15 protein-coding genes are annotated in these 14,954 nt (G+C 71.4%); 7 read left to right on the top strand and 8 right to left on the bottom strand.

Annotated features, from left to right (window positions below; genetic code table 11):
- The first annotated feature begins 41 nt into the window (after positions 1 to 41).
- Positions 42 to 1,619 carry a cation:proton antiporter domain-containing protein gene (locus tag AC57BS_RS06365; RefSeq protein ID WP_496410602.1) on the top strand — a complete coding sequence of 526 codons (1,578 nt, stop codon included), beginning with the start codon at positions 42 to 44 and terminating at the stop codon, positions 1,617 to 1,619.
- Here the strand turns inward: AC57BS_RS06365 and AC57BS_RS06360 are convergent.
- A complete protein-coding gene (locus AC57BS_RS06360; protein ID WP_496410601.1) occupies positions 1,612 to 2,211 on the bottom strand; it encodes a mycothiol-dependent nitroreductase Rv2466c family protein in 600 nt (199 codons plus the stop codon). The genes AC57BS_RS06365 and AC57BS_RS06360 overlap by 8 nt on opposite strands.
- Positions 2,212 to 2,291: 80 nt before the next feature.
- Between AC57BS_RS06360 and pepN the strand changes: the two genes are divergently transcribed.
- Positions 2,292 to 4,859 (top strand): aminopeptidase N, encoded by a 2,568-nt coding sequence (gene pepN / locus AC57BS_RS06355; RefSeq protein WP_496410600.1) that lies wholly within the window; start codon positions 2,292 to 2,294, stop codon positions 4,857 to 4,859.
- A 9-nt stretch (positions 4,860 to 4,868) separates the two neighbouring features.
- Here pepN and AC57BS_RS06350 read toward each other — a convergent pair whose 3' ends face one another.
- Entirely contained in the window at positions 4,869 to 5,249 is a 381-nt protein-coding gene (locus AC57BS_RS06350) for a DUF5130 family protein (protein WP_496410599.1), read from the bottom strand.
- The gene (locus AC57BS_RS06345; RefSeq protein ID WP_496410598.1) at positions 5,236 to 5,637 is read right to left on the bottom strand and encodes a hypothetical protein; all 402 of its coding nucleotides are present in this window, start codon (positions 5,635 to 5,637) and stop codon (positions 5,236 to 5,238) included. Before AC57BS_RS06345 ends, AC57BS_RS06350 begins: the two co-directional genes overlap by 14 nt.
- A gap of 30 nt (positions 5,638 to 5,667) precedes the next feature.
- Between AC57BS_RS06345 and AC57BS_RS06340 the strand changes: the two genes are divergently transcribed.
- Positions 5,668 to 6,816 (top strand): mechanosensitive ion channel family protein, encoded by a 1,149-nt coding sequence (locus AC57BS_RS06340; RefSeq protein WP_496410597.1) that lies wholly within the window; start codon positions 5,668 to 5,670, stop codon positions 6,814 to 6,816.
- Between the two features lie 32 nt (positions 6,817 to 6,848).
- Positions 6,849 to 7,226, top strand: a complete 378-nt coding sequence (locus tag AC57BS_RS06335; protein ID WP_496410596.1) for a globin — start codon at positions 6,849 to 6,851, stop codon at positions 7,224 to 7,226.
- Here the strand turns inward: AC57BS_RS06335 and AC57BS_RS06330 are convergent.
- Both AC57BS_RS06330 and AC57BS_RS06325 read right to left on the bottom strand, forming a co-directional pair.
- Entirely contained in the window at positions 7,210 to 8,070 is an 861-nt protein-coding gene (locus tag AC57BS_RS06330) for an acyl-CoA thioesterase (protein ID WP_496410595.1), read from the bottom strand. The two genes, AC57BS_RS06335 and AC57BS_RS06330, sit on opposite strands and share 17 nt — an antisense overlap.
- 35 nt (positions 8,071 to 8,105) lie before the next feature.
- Positions 8,106 to 8,288: a hypothetical protein gene (locus AC57BS_RS06325; protein WP_496410594.1), complete on the bottom strand. Its 183-nt coding sequence runs from the start codon at positions 8,286 to 8,288 to the stop codon at positions 8,106 to 8,108.
- 115 nt (positions 8,289 to 8,403) lie between these two features.
- Between AC57BS_RS06325 and AC57BS_RS06320 the strand changes: the two genes are divergently transcribed.
- The 3 genes from AC57BS_RS06320 to AC57BS_RS06310 are packed head-to-tail and all read left to right on the top strand — an operon-like array spanning position 8,404 to position 10,795.
- Complete coding sequence (locus AC57BS_RS06320) at positions 8,404 to 8,997, top strand: TetR/AcrR family transcriptional regulator (RefSeq protein ID WP_496410593.1); 594 nt, start codon at positions 8,404 to 8,406, stop codon at positions 8,995 to 8,997.
- A 59-nt stretch (positions 8,998 to 9,056) separates the two neighbouring features.
- Positions 9,057 to 10,271, top strand: coding sequence for an acetyl-CoA C-acetyltransferase (locus tag AC57BS_RS06315; protein WP_496410592.1), 1,215 nt, complete (start codon positions 9,057 to 9,059; stop codon positions 10,269 to 10,271).
- Positions 10,272 to 10,306: 35 nt separating this feature from the next.
- The gene (locus tag AC57BS_RS06310; protein ID WP_496410591.1) at positions 10,307 to 10,795 is read left to right on the top strand and encodes a MarR family winged helix-turn-helix transcriptional regulator; all 489 of its coding nucleotides are present in this window, start codon (positions 10,307 to 10,309) and stop codon (positions 10,793 to 10,795) included.
- Between the two features lie 108 nt (positions 10,796 to 10,903).
- On the opposite strand, the gene ettA is transcribed toward AC57BS_RS06310, so the two are convergent.
- The 3 genes from ettA to AC57BS_RS06295 all read right to left on the bottom strand — a co-directional run bounded on the left by ettA (position 10,904) and on the right by AC57BS_RS06295 (position 14,922).
- The gene (ettA, locus tag AC57BS_RS06305) at positions 10,904 to 12,586 is read right to left on the bottom strand and encodes an energy-dependent translational throttle protein EttA (protein ID WP_496410590.1); all 1,683 of its coding nucleotides are present in this window, start codon (positions 12,584 to 12,586) and stop codon (positions 10,904 to 10,906) included.
- 50 nt (positions 12,587 to 12,636) lie between these two features.
- Positions 12,637 to 13,089: a single-stranded DNA-binding protein gene (locus AC57BS_RS06300; RefSeq protein ID WP_496410589.1), complete on the bottom strand. Its 453-nt coding sequence runs from the start codon at positions 13,087 to 13,089 to the stop codon at positions 12,637 to 12,639.
- Between the two features lie 177 nt (positions 13,090 to 13,266).
- Entirely contained in the window at positions 13,267 to 14,922 is a 1,656-nt protein-coding gene (locus AC57BS_RS06295; RefSeq protein ID WP_496410588.1) for a YfjP family GTPase, read from the bottom strand.
- Positions 14,923 to 14,954 lie beyond the last annotated feature (32 nt).

Below are 14,954 nucleotides of genomic sequence, written 5' to 3'. Positions count from 1 at the left end.
GCAGCACCTAGGGTGGCGCCGACCGGTCGCTGGGAGGTGGGATGTCGATCGACCTGGTGCTCATGTTGTCGGTGGCCGTGACCGGGGGCCTGCTGGCCCATGCACTGCGACTGCCGCCCATGGTCGGCTTCCTCCTCGCCGGGTTCGTGCTCGCCGGGTTGGGCGTGACCGGTACGCCCGCGCTGGACACGCTGGCCGACCTGGGCGTGGTGCTGCTGCTGTTCGCGATCGGACTGAAGTTCGACATCCGCGTGCTGGTACGCCGCGAGGTCCTCGGCGTGAGCGCGGTGCACGCCTTCCTGAGCATCGTGCTGGTGCTGACCCTGCTCGCGGCCGCTGGAGCCGTCGGGGTGGGACTGCTCGCCGACGTCGAGGGCCGCGAGCTGGCGCTGGTGGCCCTCGCACTGTCCTTCTCCAGCACGGTGGTCGCGGTCAAGGTCCTCGAGGAGCAGAACGCCACGCGATCGCTCCCGGGACGCACCACCATCGGCATCCTGGTCGTGCAGGACCTGGTCGCCGTCGCCGTCCTGGCCGTCGTCGAGGGAGAGGCGCCCCGGTGGTGGGCGCCACTGCTCCTGCTCCTGGTGCCCGCCTCGTGGCCGGCACGCCGGATGCTCGCCCGGCTCGACCACGGCGAGCTGCTCACGCTCGTCGGCGTCGCCCTCGCACTGGTCCCCGGCTACGCCCTGTTCGACGCTGCCGGGTTGAAGGGAGACCTCGGAGCCCTCGCGATCGGAGTCCTGCTCGCGCCCTCGCCGCGGGCGGAGGAGGTGGCCAAGTCCGTCTTCTCCGTCAAGGAGCTGCTCCTCGTCGCGTTCTTCCTGTCGGTCGGCCTGCACGGCGCACCCGACGCGTCCGGCATCGCGCTGGCCGTGGCGCTCGCGGCGCTGGTGCCGCTGAAGGCCGTCCTCTTCGTGCTGCTGCTGCGGGCGTGCGGCTTCCGGGTACGGACAGCCACCCGAGCTGCCGTCTCGCTCGCGAGCTTCTCGGAGTTCGCCCTCATCGTCGTCGTGGCGGCGGCCTCGGCCGGCGCCCTGGACCCCGAGTGGCTGGTCGTGGTCTCGACGGCGGTCGCGTTGAGCTTCGTCGCCGCGTCGGTGACCAGTGCCGCGGTCGAGGGCGTGTCGTCCGCGGCCTCTCGCCGGGTCCCGGACCCCGGACGCCTGCACCCGGAGGAGCGTCCCGTCGACCTGCGGAGTGCTGACGCGCTCGTGCTGGGGATGGGACGACTGGGACGGGCCGCCAGCACCAGGCTCGTCGAGGGCTACGGCCTGCGCGTCACCGGCGTCGACTCCGACGCCGCGCGAGCCGGGGACCTGACCGCCGAGGGGCTGCACGTGGTCGAGGGCGACGCCACGGACCCCCTCTTCTGGGCCCGGGTCCGGGACGAGGGCACCGTGCGGCTGGTCCTCCTCGCGATGCCGTTCCACGGCAGCAACCTCGCCGCGCTCGAGCAGCTGCAGCGCGGCGGGTTCGGGGGCTCGGTCACCGCGGTGACGCGCTACGACGAGGAGGTCGCCCAGCTCGTGGAGCGGGCGGCGGTCGTCGGCCTGTACGACGCAGCGGGGGCCGAGCTGGCCGACCGCGCGGTGCGCACGGCCGACCCCGGCGTCAGCTGAAGTCGAGGTCGCCCGTACGCGAGCGCTTGAGCTCGTAGAAGTAGGGGAACTTCGCGACGGCGACGGCACCGTCCCACAGCTCGCCGGCCTCCTCGCCGCGCGGGATCTTCGACAGCACCGGACCGAAGAACGCCGAGCCGTTGATGTGGATGGTCGGGGTCCCGACGTCGTCACCGACGGCGTCCATCCCCTCGTGGTGGCTCTTGGCGACGGCCTCGTCGAGGGACGCGTCGTCCCAGGCCTCGATCAGCTCGGCCGGCAGGCCGACGTCGGCCAGCGACGCAGCGACCGTCTCCTTCGACAGCTCCTCGCCGTTGTTGTGGCGCCGGGTGCCGATCGCGGTGTACCAGTCGCCGAGGGTCTTGTTGTCGTAGAGCTCGGCGATCCGGATCGCCACCCGGACCGGCTTCTCGGTGCCCTGGAGCATCTCGCGGTAGTCGGCCGGGATGTCCTTGTCCTTGTTGAGGTAGGCCAGCGACATCACGTGCCACTGCACGTCGATGTCGCGGACCTGCTCGACCTCGCGGATCCAGCGCGAAGTGATCCAGGCGAAGGGGCAGAGCGGGTCGAACCAGAGGTCAGCGGTGGCCATGTCCACCACAATCCCTCTCCTCGTCCACGTATTCCCCACCGGTGTGGGCCGGGCCACAACCGCGGTGGCAGGATGCCCGCATGCCTGGAACCAACCTCACCCGGGACGAGGCCGCCACCCGCGCCGCGCTCCTGGACGTCTCGGCGTACACCGTCGACCTGGACCTCACGTCAGCCACCCGACCCGAGGAGACCACCTTCGTCTCCACCACCACGCTGGAGTTCACCTGCCGCGAGCCCGGCGCCAGCACGTTCGCCGACCTGGTCGCCCCGACCGTCCGCGAGATCACGCTCAACGGCCGCAGCCTCGACCCCGCCACGGCGTACGCCGACAGCCGCATCGCGCTCGACGACCTCGAGGCGACCAACACGCTCGTCGTCACCGCCGACTGCGCGTTCTCCAACACCGGCGAGGGCCTGCACCGCTTCGTCGACCCGGCCGACGACAAGGTCTACCTCTACAGCCAGTTCGAGGTGCCCGACGCCCGCCGCGTCTTCACCACCTTCGAGCAGCCCGACCTCAAGGCCGTCTTCACCTTCAACGTCACCGCCCCGTCGCACTGGGTCGTGGTCTCCAACGCCGCCACCCCCGAGCCGACGGACGCGGGCGACGGTGCGTCGCTGTGGAGCTTCCCGACGACCAAGCGGATGTCGACCTACATCACCGCGATCGTCGCCGGCGAGTACCACGGCGAGCTCGACACCTACGAGGGCAAGTTCGGCACCATCCCGCTCGGCCACTACTGCCGCCAGTCGCTCAAGGAGCACATGGACACGGCCGAGCTCGTCAAGCTCACCAAGCAGAGCTTCGCGTGGTTCGAGGAGCAGTTCGACTACCCCTACCCGTTCGGCAAGTACGACCAGCTCTACGTCCCCGAGTACAACGCCGGGGCGATGGAGAACGCCGGCTGCGTGACGCTGCGCGACGAGTACCTCCCTCGCAGCCGCCAGCCGCGCTCGTTCTTCGAGTTCCGCGCCTCGGTCATCACCCACGAGATGGCCCACATGTGGTTCGGCGACCTCGTCACGATGAAGTGGTGGGACGACCTCTGGCTCAACGAGTCGTTCGCCGAGTGGGCCTGCTACTGGTGCGAGGCCAACGCCACGGAGTTCGACGACGCCTGGACCGGCTTCGCCAACGCCCGCAAGCAGACCGGCTACCGCGCCGACCAGCTGCCCTCGACGCACCCGATCGCGGCCGACAACGTCGACCTGCACGCCGTCGAGGTCAACTTCGACATGATCACCTACGCCAAGGGCGCCTCGGTGCTCAAGCAGCTCGTCGCGTGGGTGGGCATCGACCCGTTCCTCGAGGGCCTGCGCGCCTACTTCAAGGAGTGGGAGTACGCGAACCCCGAGTTCAAGGACCTGCTCGCCACGCTGGAGAAGGCGTCGGGCCGCGAGCTCCAGGGCTGGGCGCAGGAGTGGCTGCAGACCGCCGGCGTCAACACCCTCGCCCCCGCCTTCGAGCTCGACGGCGAGGGTGCCTACTCGTCGTTCTCCGTCCAGCAGACGGCCCACGAGGACTGGCCGACCCTGCGGCGCCACCGCCTCGGCATCGGTCTCTACGACGCTGTGTCCGACGGGAACGGTCAGGGCTCCCTGGTCCGTCGCGACTACCTCGAGATCGACGTCGAGGGCGCCCGCACCGAGGTGCCCGAGCTGGCGGGCGTCAAGCAGCCCGACCTGCTGCTGCTCAACGACGAGGACCATGCCTACGCCAAGATCCGCCTCGACGCGCGGTCCATGGCCACCGCGATCTCGGCGCTGTCGACCTTCGAGGACTCGCTGCCGCGAGCGCTCGTGTGGGGTGCGGCGTGGGACATGACCCGCGACGGCGAGATGCGCACCCGCGACTGGGCGGACCTCGTGCTCGCCAACATCGGCGCGGAGACCGACGCGTGGGCGGTGACCCGGATCCCGGCGTCGACCGCCCTTGCGATCAACTTCTACTCCGACCCCGCCCACCGTCCGGAGCTGAAGGCGCGCTGGGAGACGGGTCTGCGCGAGCTCCTGCTCGCCGCCGAGCCCGGCAGCGACCACCAGCTCACCTTCGCCCGGTCCTACGCCGGCGCCGCGCACAGCGACGCGGCGCTCGGCGACCTCATCGGCCTCCTCGACGGGTCGTTCACGGTCGAGGGTCTCGCGATCGACCAGGACATGCGCTGGGCGCTGATCACCGCCCTCGCCAAGAAGGGTCGCTTCGGTGACGCGGAGATCGACGCCGAGCTCGAGGTCGACAGGACGATCTCCGGCCAGGAGCAGGCCGCAGCCGCCCGCGCCGCCCAGCCGACGGCGGAGGCCAAGGCCGCCGCCTGGGACGCGCTCGTCGACCCGGCCACGCCCAACGAGACCTCGCGCGAGATCGCGTTCTCGATCTTCCGGTTCGGCCAGGAGGACGTCATCGAGCCCTACCTCGAGAAGTTCCTGACCGCCTCGGAGACGCTCGTCGACGTGCTGGGCTTCCACAAGGCGTCGACGATCCTCGAGTACGGCTTCCCCACGCCCCTCGGCTCGGAGGCCACGCTCGCCCGCCTCGACGAGTGGCTCGCCGACAACACCGCGCCCAAGCAGGCGCAGCGCTACGTCGGTGAGGCGCGCGCCGAGATCGCCCGGGCCCTGACGGCCCAGCGGTACGACGCCAGCTGACCTCGAGCCTCAGGCGTGCAGGGTGTTCTGCGGGCGGGCGTGCTCGGCGAGCATCGCGATCCCGCGCTGGAGGCCCACGGCCAGGTTGCCTGCGGCGAACTCCGACGACATCGTCAGCACGGCCAGCTCGACCTCGGCGTCGGTCAGGTGCCGGCGGACGTCACCGCCCGTCACGACCTCGACGACGCGTCGGCGAGGGTCGACGAGCACGAGCACGCTGCGCGCGGGGGCCACGAGCCGGTTGTGCAGCCGGGTCGCCCAGGCACGGGTGTCGTCACCCTCGGCCGGCCCGACGTAGACCGAGAACTCGAAGCGGCAGGACTGCTCGGCGAGACGGATGGCCCTGTCGAGCGACAGCCGGTCGGTCTCGCTCAGCTCACCAGCTGCCACTGGCGCCACCCGCCCGGGAGTCCGCGCCGTCGGGGGCGGGCAGCTCGGCGACACCCTGGCGGGGGCCGCCGATCCACTGGGCCTCGCCGGCGGAGTGGTCGGGCAGCAGCTTCTCGCCACGGATCATGGCGGGCAGGTAGACCGCGACCGCGATGATCACGAACAGCAGGAGCGGTGCCCCGAGGAAGATGCCGAGGCTGTGCAGGGCGTCGAGGCCCGCGGGCTCGGTCTGGTCGCCCCAGCCCGCGGGCACGTCGGCGTGGGCCGGCGCGGAGAGCAGGGCCAGGACGGGGGCGCCGGCCAGGACGACGGCTCGCCCGGCCCAGGGGGCGTACGCGCGGCGGGGCGAGCGGGAGGGGCTGACGTGCGGGCTGACGTGCGTGGTCACGGCCACAAGGCTATCGCCATACTGGCGGGCATGCCTCACCCCCTCACCACCCCGATCATCAACGTGACCGAGGTCTCCGGGAGCGAGACCATTCCCATCGAGCGCCCCCTCAACCTGATGTCCACCTGCGGCCCCGACGAGAACATCTGCGGATGGGTCTTCGACCAGACCGGCAACCAGCAGCTGGCCAACGTCGCGGACTGGGTCGTCGGCAAGCCGTCGGCCCTGCTGGGACTGATCCTCATCGGACTCGCGGTCCGGTGGCTGCTCCACCGGCTGATCGACCGCGTCGTCCTCAAGGCCGAGCACGGGATGCTGCCCAACCGGGTCAGCCGCGCCATCGCCGGCGGTCGGATGGGAGCCGCGCTCAACCTGCGCGAGGACCCCGCCTACACGCGGCGCGTCCAGCGCGCCGCGACCATGGGCTCGCTGCTCAAGAGCATCGTCACCGGCGTCGTGATGGTGGTGATCGCGCTGATGTTCATCGCCGAGCTGGGCTACGACATCGCCCCGCTCATCGCCAGCGCCGGCATCATCGGCGTCGCGATCGGCTTCGGCTCGCAGGCACTGGTCAAGGACTTCCTGTCCGGCATCTTCATGATCTTCGAGGACCAGTACGGCGTGGGCGACGAGGTGGACCTCGGCGAGGCCGTCGGCACGGTGGAGGCCGTCAGCCTGCGCGTCACGCGACTGCGCGACGTCAACGGGACGGTCTGGTACGTCCGCAACGGCGAGATCCTGCGCGTGGGCAACATGAGCCAGAACTGGGCGCGCACCGTGCTCGACGTGAGCGTGGGGTACGGCGAGGACCTCGCGCGCGTGCGCAACGTGCTGGCCGACGTCGCCCACGACCTCTGGGAGGACGAGGACTTCAAGGGCCGCATCATCGAGGAGCCCTCGGTGTGGGGCGTGCAGGACCTCGGACCGGACGCCGTGGTCGTCCGGGTGGCGCTCAAGACGGCGCCCCTCGAGCAGTGGGCGGTCGCCCGCGAGATGCGCCAGCGGATCAAGTACCGCTTCGACCACGAGGGCATCGAGATCCCCTTCGCCCAGCGCGTGCTGTGGATGCGCGACGGCGACCCGCGCCAGCCCGACGGCGACGCCGCGGACTCGCCCGCCGAGCCCCCCGCCGGCACCCCGCCGGCGGAGGGGCCCTCCCGCGCGGAGGGGCCCGCCTGAGCGGACGAGCAGCCACCGGACACAATGGCCGGGTGACGACCACGTTCTACGACGAGATCGGCGGCGAGGCGACGATCCGCACGATCGTCCACCGCTTCTACGAGGGCGTGGCCGACGACGAGCTGTTGCGGCCGATGTACCCCGAGGAGGACCTCGGCCCGGCCGAGGAGCGCTTCACCCTGTTCCTCATGCAGTACTGGGGCGGGCCGACGACGTACGGGGACACGCGCGGGCACCCGCGGCTGCGGATGCGCCACGCTCCGTTCCGGGTGACGCCCGAGGCCGCCCAGCGCTGGCTCGTGCACTTCCGGGCGGGCCTGGACGAGGCCGACCTCACCGAGGAGCAGGACGCGCGCTTCTGGGACTACGTGACCCACGCAGCCCAGTTCATGGTCAACTCGATGGAGTAGCCGCCGCGACGACGTCGCGGAACCCGTCCGGCACGGGCGCCGGGCGCCCGGTCGCGCTGTCGATGCAGACCCCCACGACACGGGCGCGGGCGAGGACCTCGTCGCCGTCGCGCACGACCGACTCGAAGACGACCGAGGTGCTGCCGAGGTGGGAGACCCACGTACGGCAGTCGTAGGGCTCGGGGCGGAACAGGATCGGCCGCCGGTAGTCGACGTCGGTCTGCGCCACCACGAGGTGGTAGCCCTCGCCGAGCTCGCGGCCGCTGGCCACCATCAGCTGGATCCGCGCCTCCTGGAAGTACTCGAAGTACTTCACGTTGTTGACGTGGCCGTAGACGTCGACGTCGCTGAACCGCACGTGGACCGGGTAGTGCCCACCCGGCACGTCGACCACCTCGGGCGCCGGGCGCGGACGGACGGGCTCGTCCGGCTCGAGGAGGCGGGACAGCGACTCGTGCTCCTCCGCGTGCAGCCGCCGCGGGCGCTCGGTGGCGAAGACGTACGGCGTCAGCACCGTGCGCGCACGGAGGAACACGGTGCGCTCACCCGACTCGTCCTCCTCGAAGACCTCGTAGGCCATGGTGAAGCTGGCCGCGCGGATCTCGGTGACCCAGCACTCGATCGCCACCGGCTCGAAGCCGAAGGTCAGCGAGGACACGTACGTCACCTCGTGCCGGACCACCACCACACCCTCGGCCAGGTCCTCGGCCCTGCTGTCGGGGGCGTGGGTGCGGAACATGTCGACCCGCGCCTCCTGGAGGTAGTCGACGTAGGTGACGTTGTTGACGTGGCCCAGCAGGTCGAGGTCGGCCCACCTCAGCGGGCAGCGGTACAGATGGCGCACGACCTGATCGTCGCAGATGCCACCGGTGCCGGGGATCAGTGCGCGAAGTGCAGACGGCCGTAGTAGGTCGGGATCGACTCGCGACGCGTCTGCCGGTCGCGGCGGGTCTCGCGCAGGGCGAGGGGCGCGACGGCGAGCAGGGTGACCAGGCCGACGAGGAGCACCACGCCCACGAAGGACAGGTAGGGGGCGAGGGCGGTGGAGGCGAAGAGCTGCACGGGGTCCTTCTTTCTACAGGTGTGGTTCTACGTATGTAGAAGACTACGCTGCCCTCGCCGAACCACAAGCCGGACCGTGGGTGTCCTGCGTCACCGTGGTCGGGAGAGGAGACCCGTGAGCCCCAGGACCCAAGCCCTGTCGCCGCGGCGCCGCGAGATCCTCTCGGCGGCGACGACCGTGCTGGCGAGGAACGGCAACCGCGGCCTCACCCACCGCGCGGTCGACCGCGAGGCCGGTCTGCCCGAGGGGAGCTCCTCGGCCTACTTCCGCACCCGCGAGGCCCTCATGGGAGCCCTCGGGGACTTCGTCGCGGACCGGCTGGCGGCAGACGTGGCGGCGCTGGGCACCCGCCTGGCGTGCTGCCCGGACGACCACGAGCGCGCCGTGGCGGAGGTGTCCGCACTGTTCGCCCAGTGGCTCGAGCAGCCGGACCTGCTCGCGGCGAGGCTCGAGCTGACCGTGGCCGCGACCCGCGACCCGCGGCTGGCCGAGCGGTTCACCCAGTGGCGCGAGGACCTCGTCGGCATGGTCCGCGACGTCCTGGCCGACGCAGGCAACGACCCGGGATCCGCGGAGGCACTCGTCGCCGCGCTCGACGGCGTGCTGCTCGCCTCGCTCCTGCTGCCCGCCGACCGCCGCGGCGCGTTCGTGGCGAGCAGTGTCGACCTGCTGCTCGCCGGGTTCGACCCGGGCCAGGGGCAGGCCTGACCAGCTGCGGCGCTAAGGTGCCGGGAGACCATGCAACCCACGAGTAACCGGAGTTCTCCATGCCCGAGGCAGTGATCGTTTCCGCAGCGCGCTCCCCCATCGGCCGGGCCAACAAGGGCTCGCTCAAGGACTTCCGCCCCGACGACCTCACCGCCCTCGTCGTCCAGGCCGCGCTCGACAAGATCCCCGGTCTCGACCCGGCCGCCATCGAGGACCTCCTCCTCGGCTGCGGACTCCCCGGCGGCGAGTCGGGCAACAACATGGCTCGCGTCGTGACGACCCTGCTCGGACTCGAGGTGCCCGGCGCGACCGTCACCCGCTACTGCTCCTCGTCGGTGCAGACGACCCGCATGGCGTTCCACGCGATCAAGGCCGGCGAGGGCGACATCTTCGTCTCCGCCGGCGTCGAGACCGTGTCCCGCTTCGCCAAGGGCACCTCCGACCACCTCCCCGGCACCCGCAACCCGCTGTTCGAGGACGCAGGGGCGCGCACCGACGAGTACGCCAAGGGTGGCCGGGACTGGCACGACCCGCGCGAGGACGGGCTCCTGCCCGACATCTACATCGCGATGGGCCAGACGGCCGAGAACGTCGCCCGGATGCGCGGGCTCGACCGCAAGGAGCTCGACGAGTTCGCCGTACGCTCGCAGAACCTCGCCGAGAAGGCGATCGCCGACGGCTTCTGGGATCGCGAGATCACCCCGGTCACCACTCCCGACGGCACCGTGGTGACCAAGGACGACGGCCCGCGTGCGGGCGTGACGTACGACGCCATCGCCGGCCTCGACCCGGTCTTCCGCCCCGACGGCGTCGTCACCGCCGGCAACTGCTGCGCGCTCAACGACGGCGCGGCCGCGGTCGTCATCATGTCCGACACCAAGGCGGCCGAGCTCGGCCTCACGCCGCTGGCCCGGATCGTGTCGACCGGCGTGTCCGGGCTGTCCCCCGAGATCATGGGCCTCGGCCCCGTCGAGGCGACTCGCAACGCCCTGAAGTACGCCGGCATGACCATCGACGACATCGACCTCGTCGAGATCAACGAGGCGTTCGCCGCCCAGGTCGTGCCGTCCTACCAGGACCTTGGCATCGACCTCGACCGCCTCAACGTCAACGGTGGTGCCATCGCGGTCGGCCACCCGTTCGGCATGACCGGCGCCCGGCTGCAGAACACGATGCTCAACAGCCTCGACTGGCACGACAAGTCCACCGGCCTCATCACCATGTGCGTCGGCGGCGGCCAGGGCATGGCGATGATCCTCGAGCGCGTCTCCTGAGCCGAACCGGCGCTCGTCCGCACTAGGCTGCCGTCATGACCGTGACGGGGGAACCGCGCTGGCTCGACGACGACGAGCAGCATTCGTGGCGTGCCCTGATGATGGGCATGACGCTGCTGCTCGAACGGCTCGACGACGACCTGCGGCGCGAGTTCGGCATGTCCCTGACCGAGTACGAGGTGCTGGTGCGCCTCTCCGAGCGACCCGGTCGGGCGATGCGGATGGCGCAGCTCGCCGACGCCATGGCGTACTCGCGCAGCCGGGTGACCCACACGGTCGCCCGGATGGAGGCGGCCGGCTACGTCACCCGCGGCACGACGCCGGAGGACGGGCGCGGCGTGGTGGCCACCATGACCGAGGCCGGCTACGACCTGCTCGTCAAGGCGGCGCCGTGCCACGTCGAGAGCGTGCGGCGCAACGTGGTCGACCTGGTGCCGGCCGCCGACTTCGCCGCCGTCGGACGCGTGTTCGACCGGATCTCCGACCACCTGGTCACCCGGCACCCGGAGAGCGAGATCAGGTAACCGGGTCTCGATACAGCCGTTGCGCGACCTCGTCCCTCGGTCGCGGGCCACTCGACCTGGCCGGGCCCACGCCGGCCGCTCGGTCCTCACGGCCGGCTGCCCGGCTCGTCAGTCGCGCGTCAGGCGGCGGTGCGTGACCCGGTGCGGGCGCGCGGCCTCGATGCCGAGGCGCTCGATCTTGTTCTCCTCGTAGGCCGCGAAGTTGCCCTCGAACCAGAACCACTTGGCCGGGTCCTCGTCGTCGCCCTCCCACGCCAGGATGTGGGTCGCGACGCGGTCGAGGAACCACCGGTCGTGCGAGGTGACCACGGCGCAGCCGGGGAAGTCGAGCAGCGCGTCCTCGAGCGAGGACAGCGTCTCGACGTCGAGGTCGTTGGTGGGCTCGTCGAGGAGCAGCATGTTGCCGCCCATCTTGAGGGTGAGCGCGAGGTTGAGCCGGTTGCGCTCGCCACCGGAGAGGACGCCGGCCTTCTTCTGCTGGTCGGGGCCCTTGAAGCCGAACGACGCGACGTAGGCGCGGCTGTTCATCTCGAAGTTGGCGACCTTGATGAAGTCCAGGCCGTCGGAGACGACCTCCCAGACGTTCTTGTTGGGGTCGATGCCGCCGCGGCTCTGGTCGACGTAGGAGAGCTTCACCGTCTGGCCGACCTTGAGCTCGCCCGTGTCGGGCTGCTCCTCCCCCGTGATCATCCGGAACAGCGTGGTCTTGCCGACGCCGTTGGGACCGATGACGCCGACGATGCCGGCGCGCGGCAGCTTGAAGGACACGTCGTGCATGAGGGTGCGGCCCTCGAAGCCCTTGCCGAGACCGTCCGCCTCCAGCACGACGTCGCCGAGGCGGGGACCGGCGGGGATGTTGATCTCGGAGGTGTCGATCTTGCGCATCCGGTCTGCCTCGGCCGCCATCTCCTCGTAGCGCGCGAGTCGGGACTTGCTCTTGGTCTGACGGGCCTTGGCGTTGGAGCGGACCCACTCGAGCTCGCGCTCGAGGACCTTGGCGCGCTTGGCGTCCTTCTGGCCCTCGATCTTGAGGCGGTCCTTCTTGGTCTCGAGGTAGGTCGTGTAGTTGCCCTCGTAGGGGTGCGCCTTGCCGCGGTCGAGCTCGAGGATCCACTGCGCGACGTTGTCGAGGAAGTAGCGGTCGTGGGTGACGGCCAGGACGGCGCCCGGGTAGGACGCGAGGTGGCCCTCGAGCCACTGCACGGACTCGGCGTCGAGGTGGTTGGTCGGCTCGTCGAGGAGCAGCAGGTCGGGCTGCTGGAGCAGCAGCTTGCAGAGCGCGACGCGACGGCGCTCACCACCGGAGAGGTTGTCGACGAGCACGTCCGGCGGCGGGCAGCGCAGCGCGTCCATCGCCTGGTCGAGGCGGCTGTCGAGGTCCCAGGCGTTGGCGTTGTCGAGCTCGGTCTGGAGGTTGCCGGTCTCTTCCATGAGGGCGTCCTGGTCGGCGTCGGGCTCGCCCATCTCCATGTAGGCGTCCTCGAGGCGCTTCATCTTCGCCTTGAGCTCGCCGACGGCCTCCTCGACGTTCTCCAGGACGGTCTTGCCCTCGGAGAGCGGCGGCTCCTGCTGGAGCATCCCGACGGTCGCGTCGGGGTCGAGGATCGCGTCCCCGTTGTTGGCGTGGTCGAGCTGCGCCATGATCTTGAGGAGCGAGGACTTGCCCGTGCCGTTGGGTCCGACGACGCCGATCTTGGCGCCGTGGAGGAACGAGAGGGTGACGTTGTCGAGGACGACCTTGTCACCGTGGGCCTTGCGCACGTTGCGCAGCGTGAAGACGTACTCAGCCATGCGGGCGAGCCTACGGGGAAGCGAGCCCCCGCCGACAATCGCGCCCCGGCTCACGCCGCCTGCGGCGCGGACCCGAGTGCGGCCTCCGGTGCGGGTGAGGGTGCGGCCTCGGGTGCGGCCTCGACAGCCGCCTCGGCAGCCGCCTCGGCAGCCGTCGCCTTGGTGAACCTCGCAGTGCCGTGGGTCAGGTCGTGCCCGACCGAGGTCGCGACGACCTCGAACGTGGTCTGCGGCTTGCCGTCGCGCTCCCACACGTCGGCCACCAGCCGGCCGTGCACCACCACCGGGTCGCCGTTGTGGAGCGAGGCCGCGACGTGGCGGGCGAGCCGGTTCCACACCTTGACGGTGTGCCACGACGTGGTGCCCTTGACCCACTCGCCGTCGCGGTAGCGGGTGGGGGTGCAGGCGAGGCGGAACGAGGCGACCACGCGGCCGCCGGCGACCTCGCGAAGGGTGATGTCCCCGCCGATCCAGCCGGCCAGGGTGATGTGGGTGTCGTTCATCGAAGGCTCCTCGAGTCGGGCGGCGGTGGTCCGCCGCGATGACCCAAGGCTCCGCAGTCCGACCGACAGCACGGGCTGACCGGGCGGGTTCCCTGTGGAGGACGGGCCGTCGGAGGCGCCTGTGGACGCCTGCTGGCCCCGGAACGGTTCGGCCGCGACCGTTCAGCCCCGACTCGTTCAGCGCAGGGCTGCCGTGAGCCCCTCGCGCACCGCGGCGTACGACGCCAGCTCGGCCTCGATCGGAGCGACCACCAGCTCCGCGGAGACCTCGGAGATCGCGTCGCGCAGCCGCTTGTCGGCCGTGCGCGCCCGCTTGCGGGCGGTGGCGGCGACCAGCCACCGGCTGACCAGGGCGAGGAGCAGGCCCAGACCGATCCCACCGAGCAGCAGCAGCGTCGGCAACGGGAACGTGCCGACCTCCGGCGTCGGCGGCTCGGGCAGCCGGGCGTACGAGCCCAGCGCGAGCAGGGCCAGCCAGCCCGCGCCGACCAGCGCGGAGATGATCAGGACGTACTGGAGGACCCGCACCAGGCCGGCCCACGCCGGGATCCGCGCGGCGCCGAGGTCGGTGGCGGCGACGGCGCGGTCGAGACGGTCGTTGATGTCGGGCAGCCGCGAGACCGATGCCGCACGCACGGCCCCGGCCCACGAGGGGGCCATCCCCTCGCCGACCTGGTCGGCGAGCGCGCGGACCTCGGTGTCGACCCGGGCGCGCTGCACGCCGGTCGCCTTCGGCACGGACGTCCGGGCGGTGCCGGTGAGCTCCTTGCCGGCCGCACCGAGGTCGAGGTGGAGCCGCTTGAGGGGGTCGGGCTTCAGCCGGGAGAACCATGCCGTGACGGGCCAGCCGGTGGCACGGTTGGCACGCAGGCGCGTCGAGTCGGCGACGGCCTTGACCACGGTGGGGACACCGGCGGCGTCGGCGAACGCGTCGTCGAGGGCGGCCACCCGCTCCTTGGACAGCGTCGGGGCCTTCCCGGTGCCGACGGCCTGCTCGAGCCGCTCGGCGGCGGACCGCACGTCGGCCTCGAGCCGCGAGCGGGTGACCTTCTTCTCCGCGACGCGCTTGGCGACGAGGCCGCGGAGCTCGTCGACGCCCCAGCCGTGTCGTGCGCTGACCGGCACCACGGGCACCCCGGCCAGACCGTCGGCCTCGAGGAGGCGGCGTACGTCGTCCACCATCCCCGCGCGGCGGTCCTCGGGCACGGTGTCGATGTGGTTGAGCACCACGAGCATCACGTCGCGGTGGCCGGCGAGCGGCTTGAGGAAGCGGTCGTGGATGGCCGCGTCGGCGTACTTCTGCGGGTCGAGGACCCACACCAGCATGTCGGCGAGCTGCACGAGGCGCTCGACCTCGAGGTGGTGCGAGACCTCGGTCGAGTCGTGGTCGGGCAGGTCGAGGAGCACCACGCCGCGCATCTCGACGTCCTCGTCGGCCTTCGACAGCATGGAGTCGCGGGTGACCTGGTGGCGGGCGGGGATGCCGAGCCACTCGAGCAGCTCCTCCGCGCCCTGCTTGCCCCACACGACGGCGGTGGCCCACGACGTGGTGGGCCGGCGTACGCCGACCGCGGCGAGCTCGAGCCCGCTCAGCGCGTTGAAGGTCGAGGACTTGCCGGAGCCGGTCGCCCCGGCGAGCGCGACCACCGTGTGGTCGGCGGACAGCTTGAGGCGGCCCGCGGCGCGGGCGGCGATCGTCGCGGCGTCGTCGACCACGGCGTCGTCGACGCGGCCTCGGGCTGCCTCGGCCGCGCGCTCGAGCCCGTCGACGCGAGCGCCGATGTCAGAGCTCCTGGTGACCAGCTTCTTGGCACCTTCGAGCAACGACGTCATGACTCCCTCACGGCTTGGGCGGACTGCTTGTC

The sequence above is a fragment of the Nocardioides sp. BGA-UO-ETr-FS32 genome (assembly GCF_059567905.1).
This window is presented reverse-complemented; position numbering and strand designations above follow the sequence as displayed.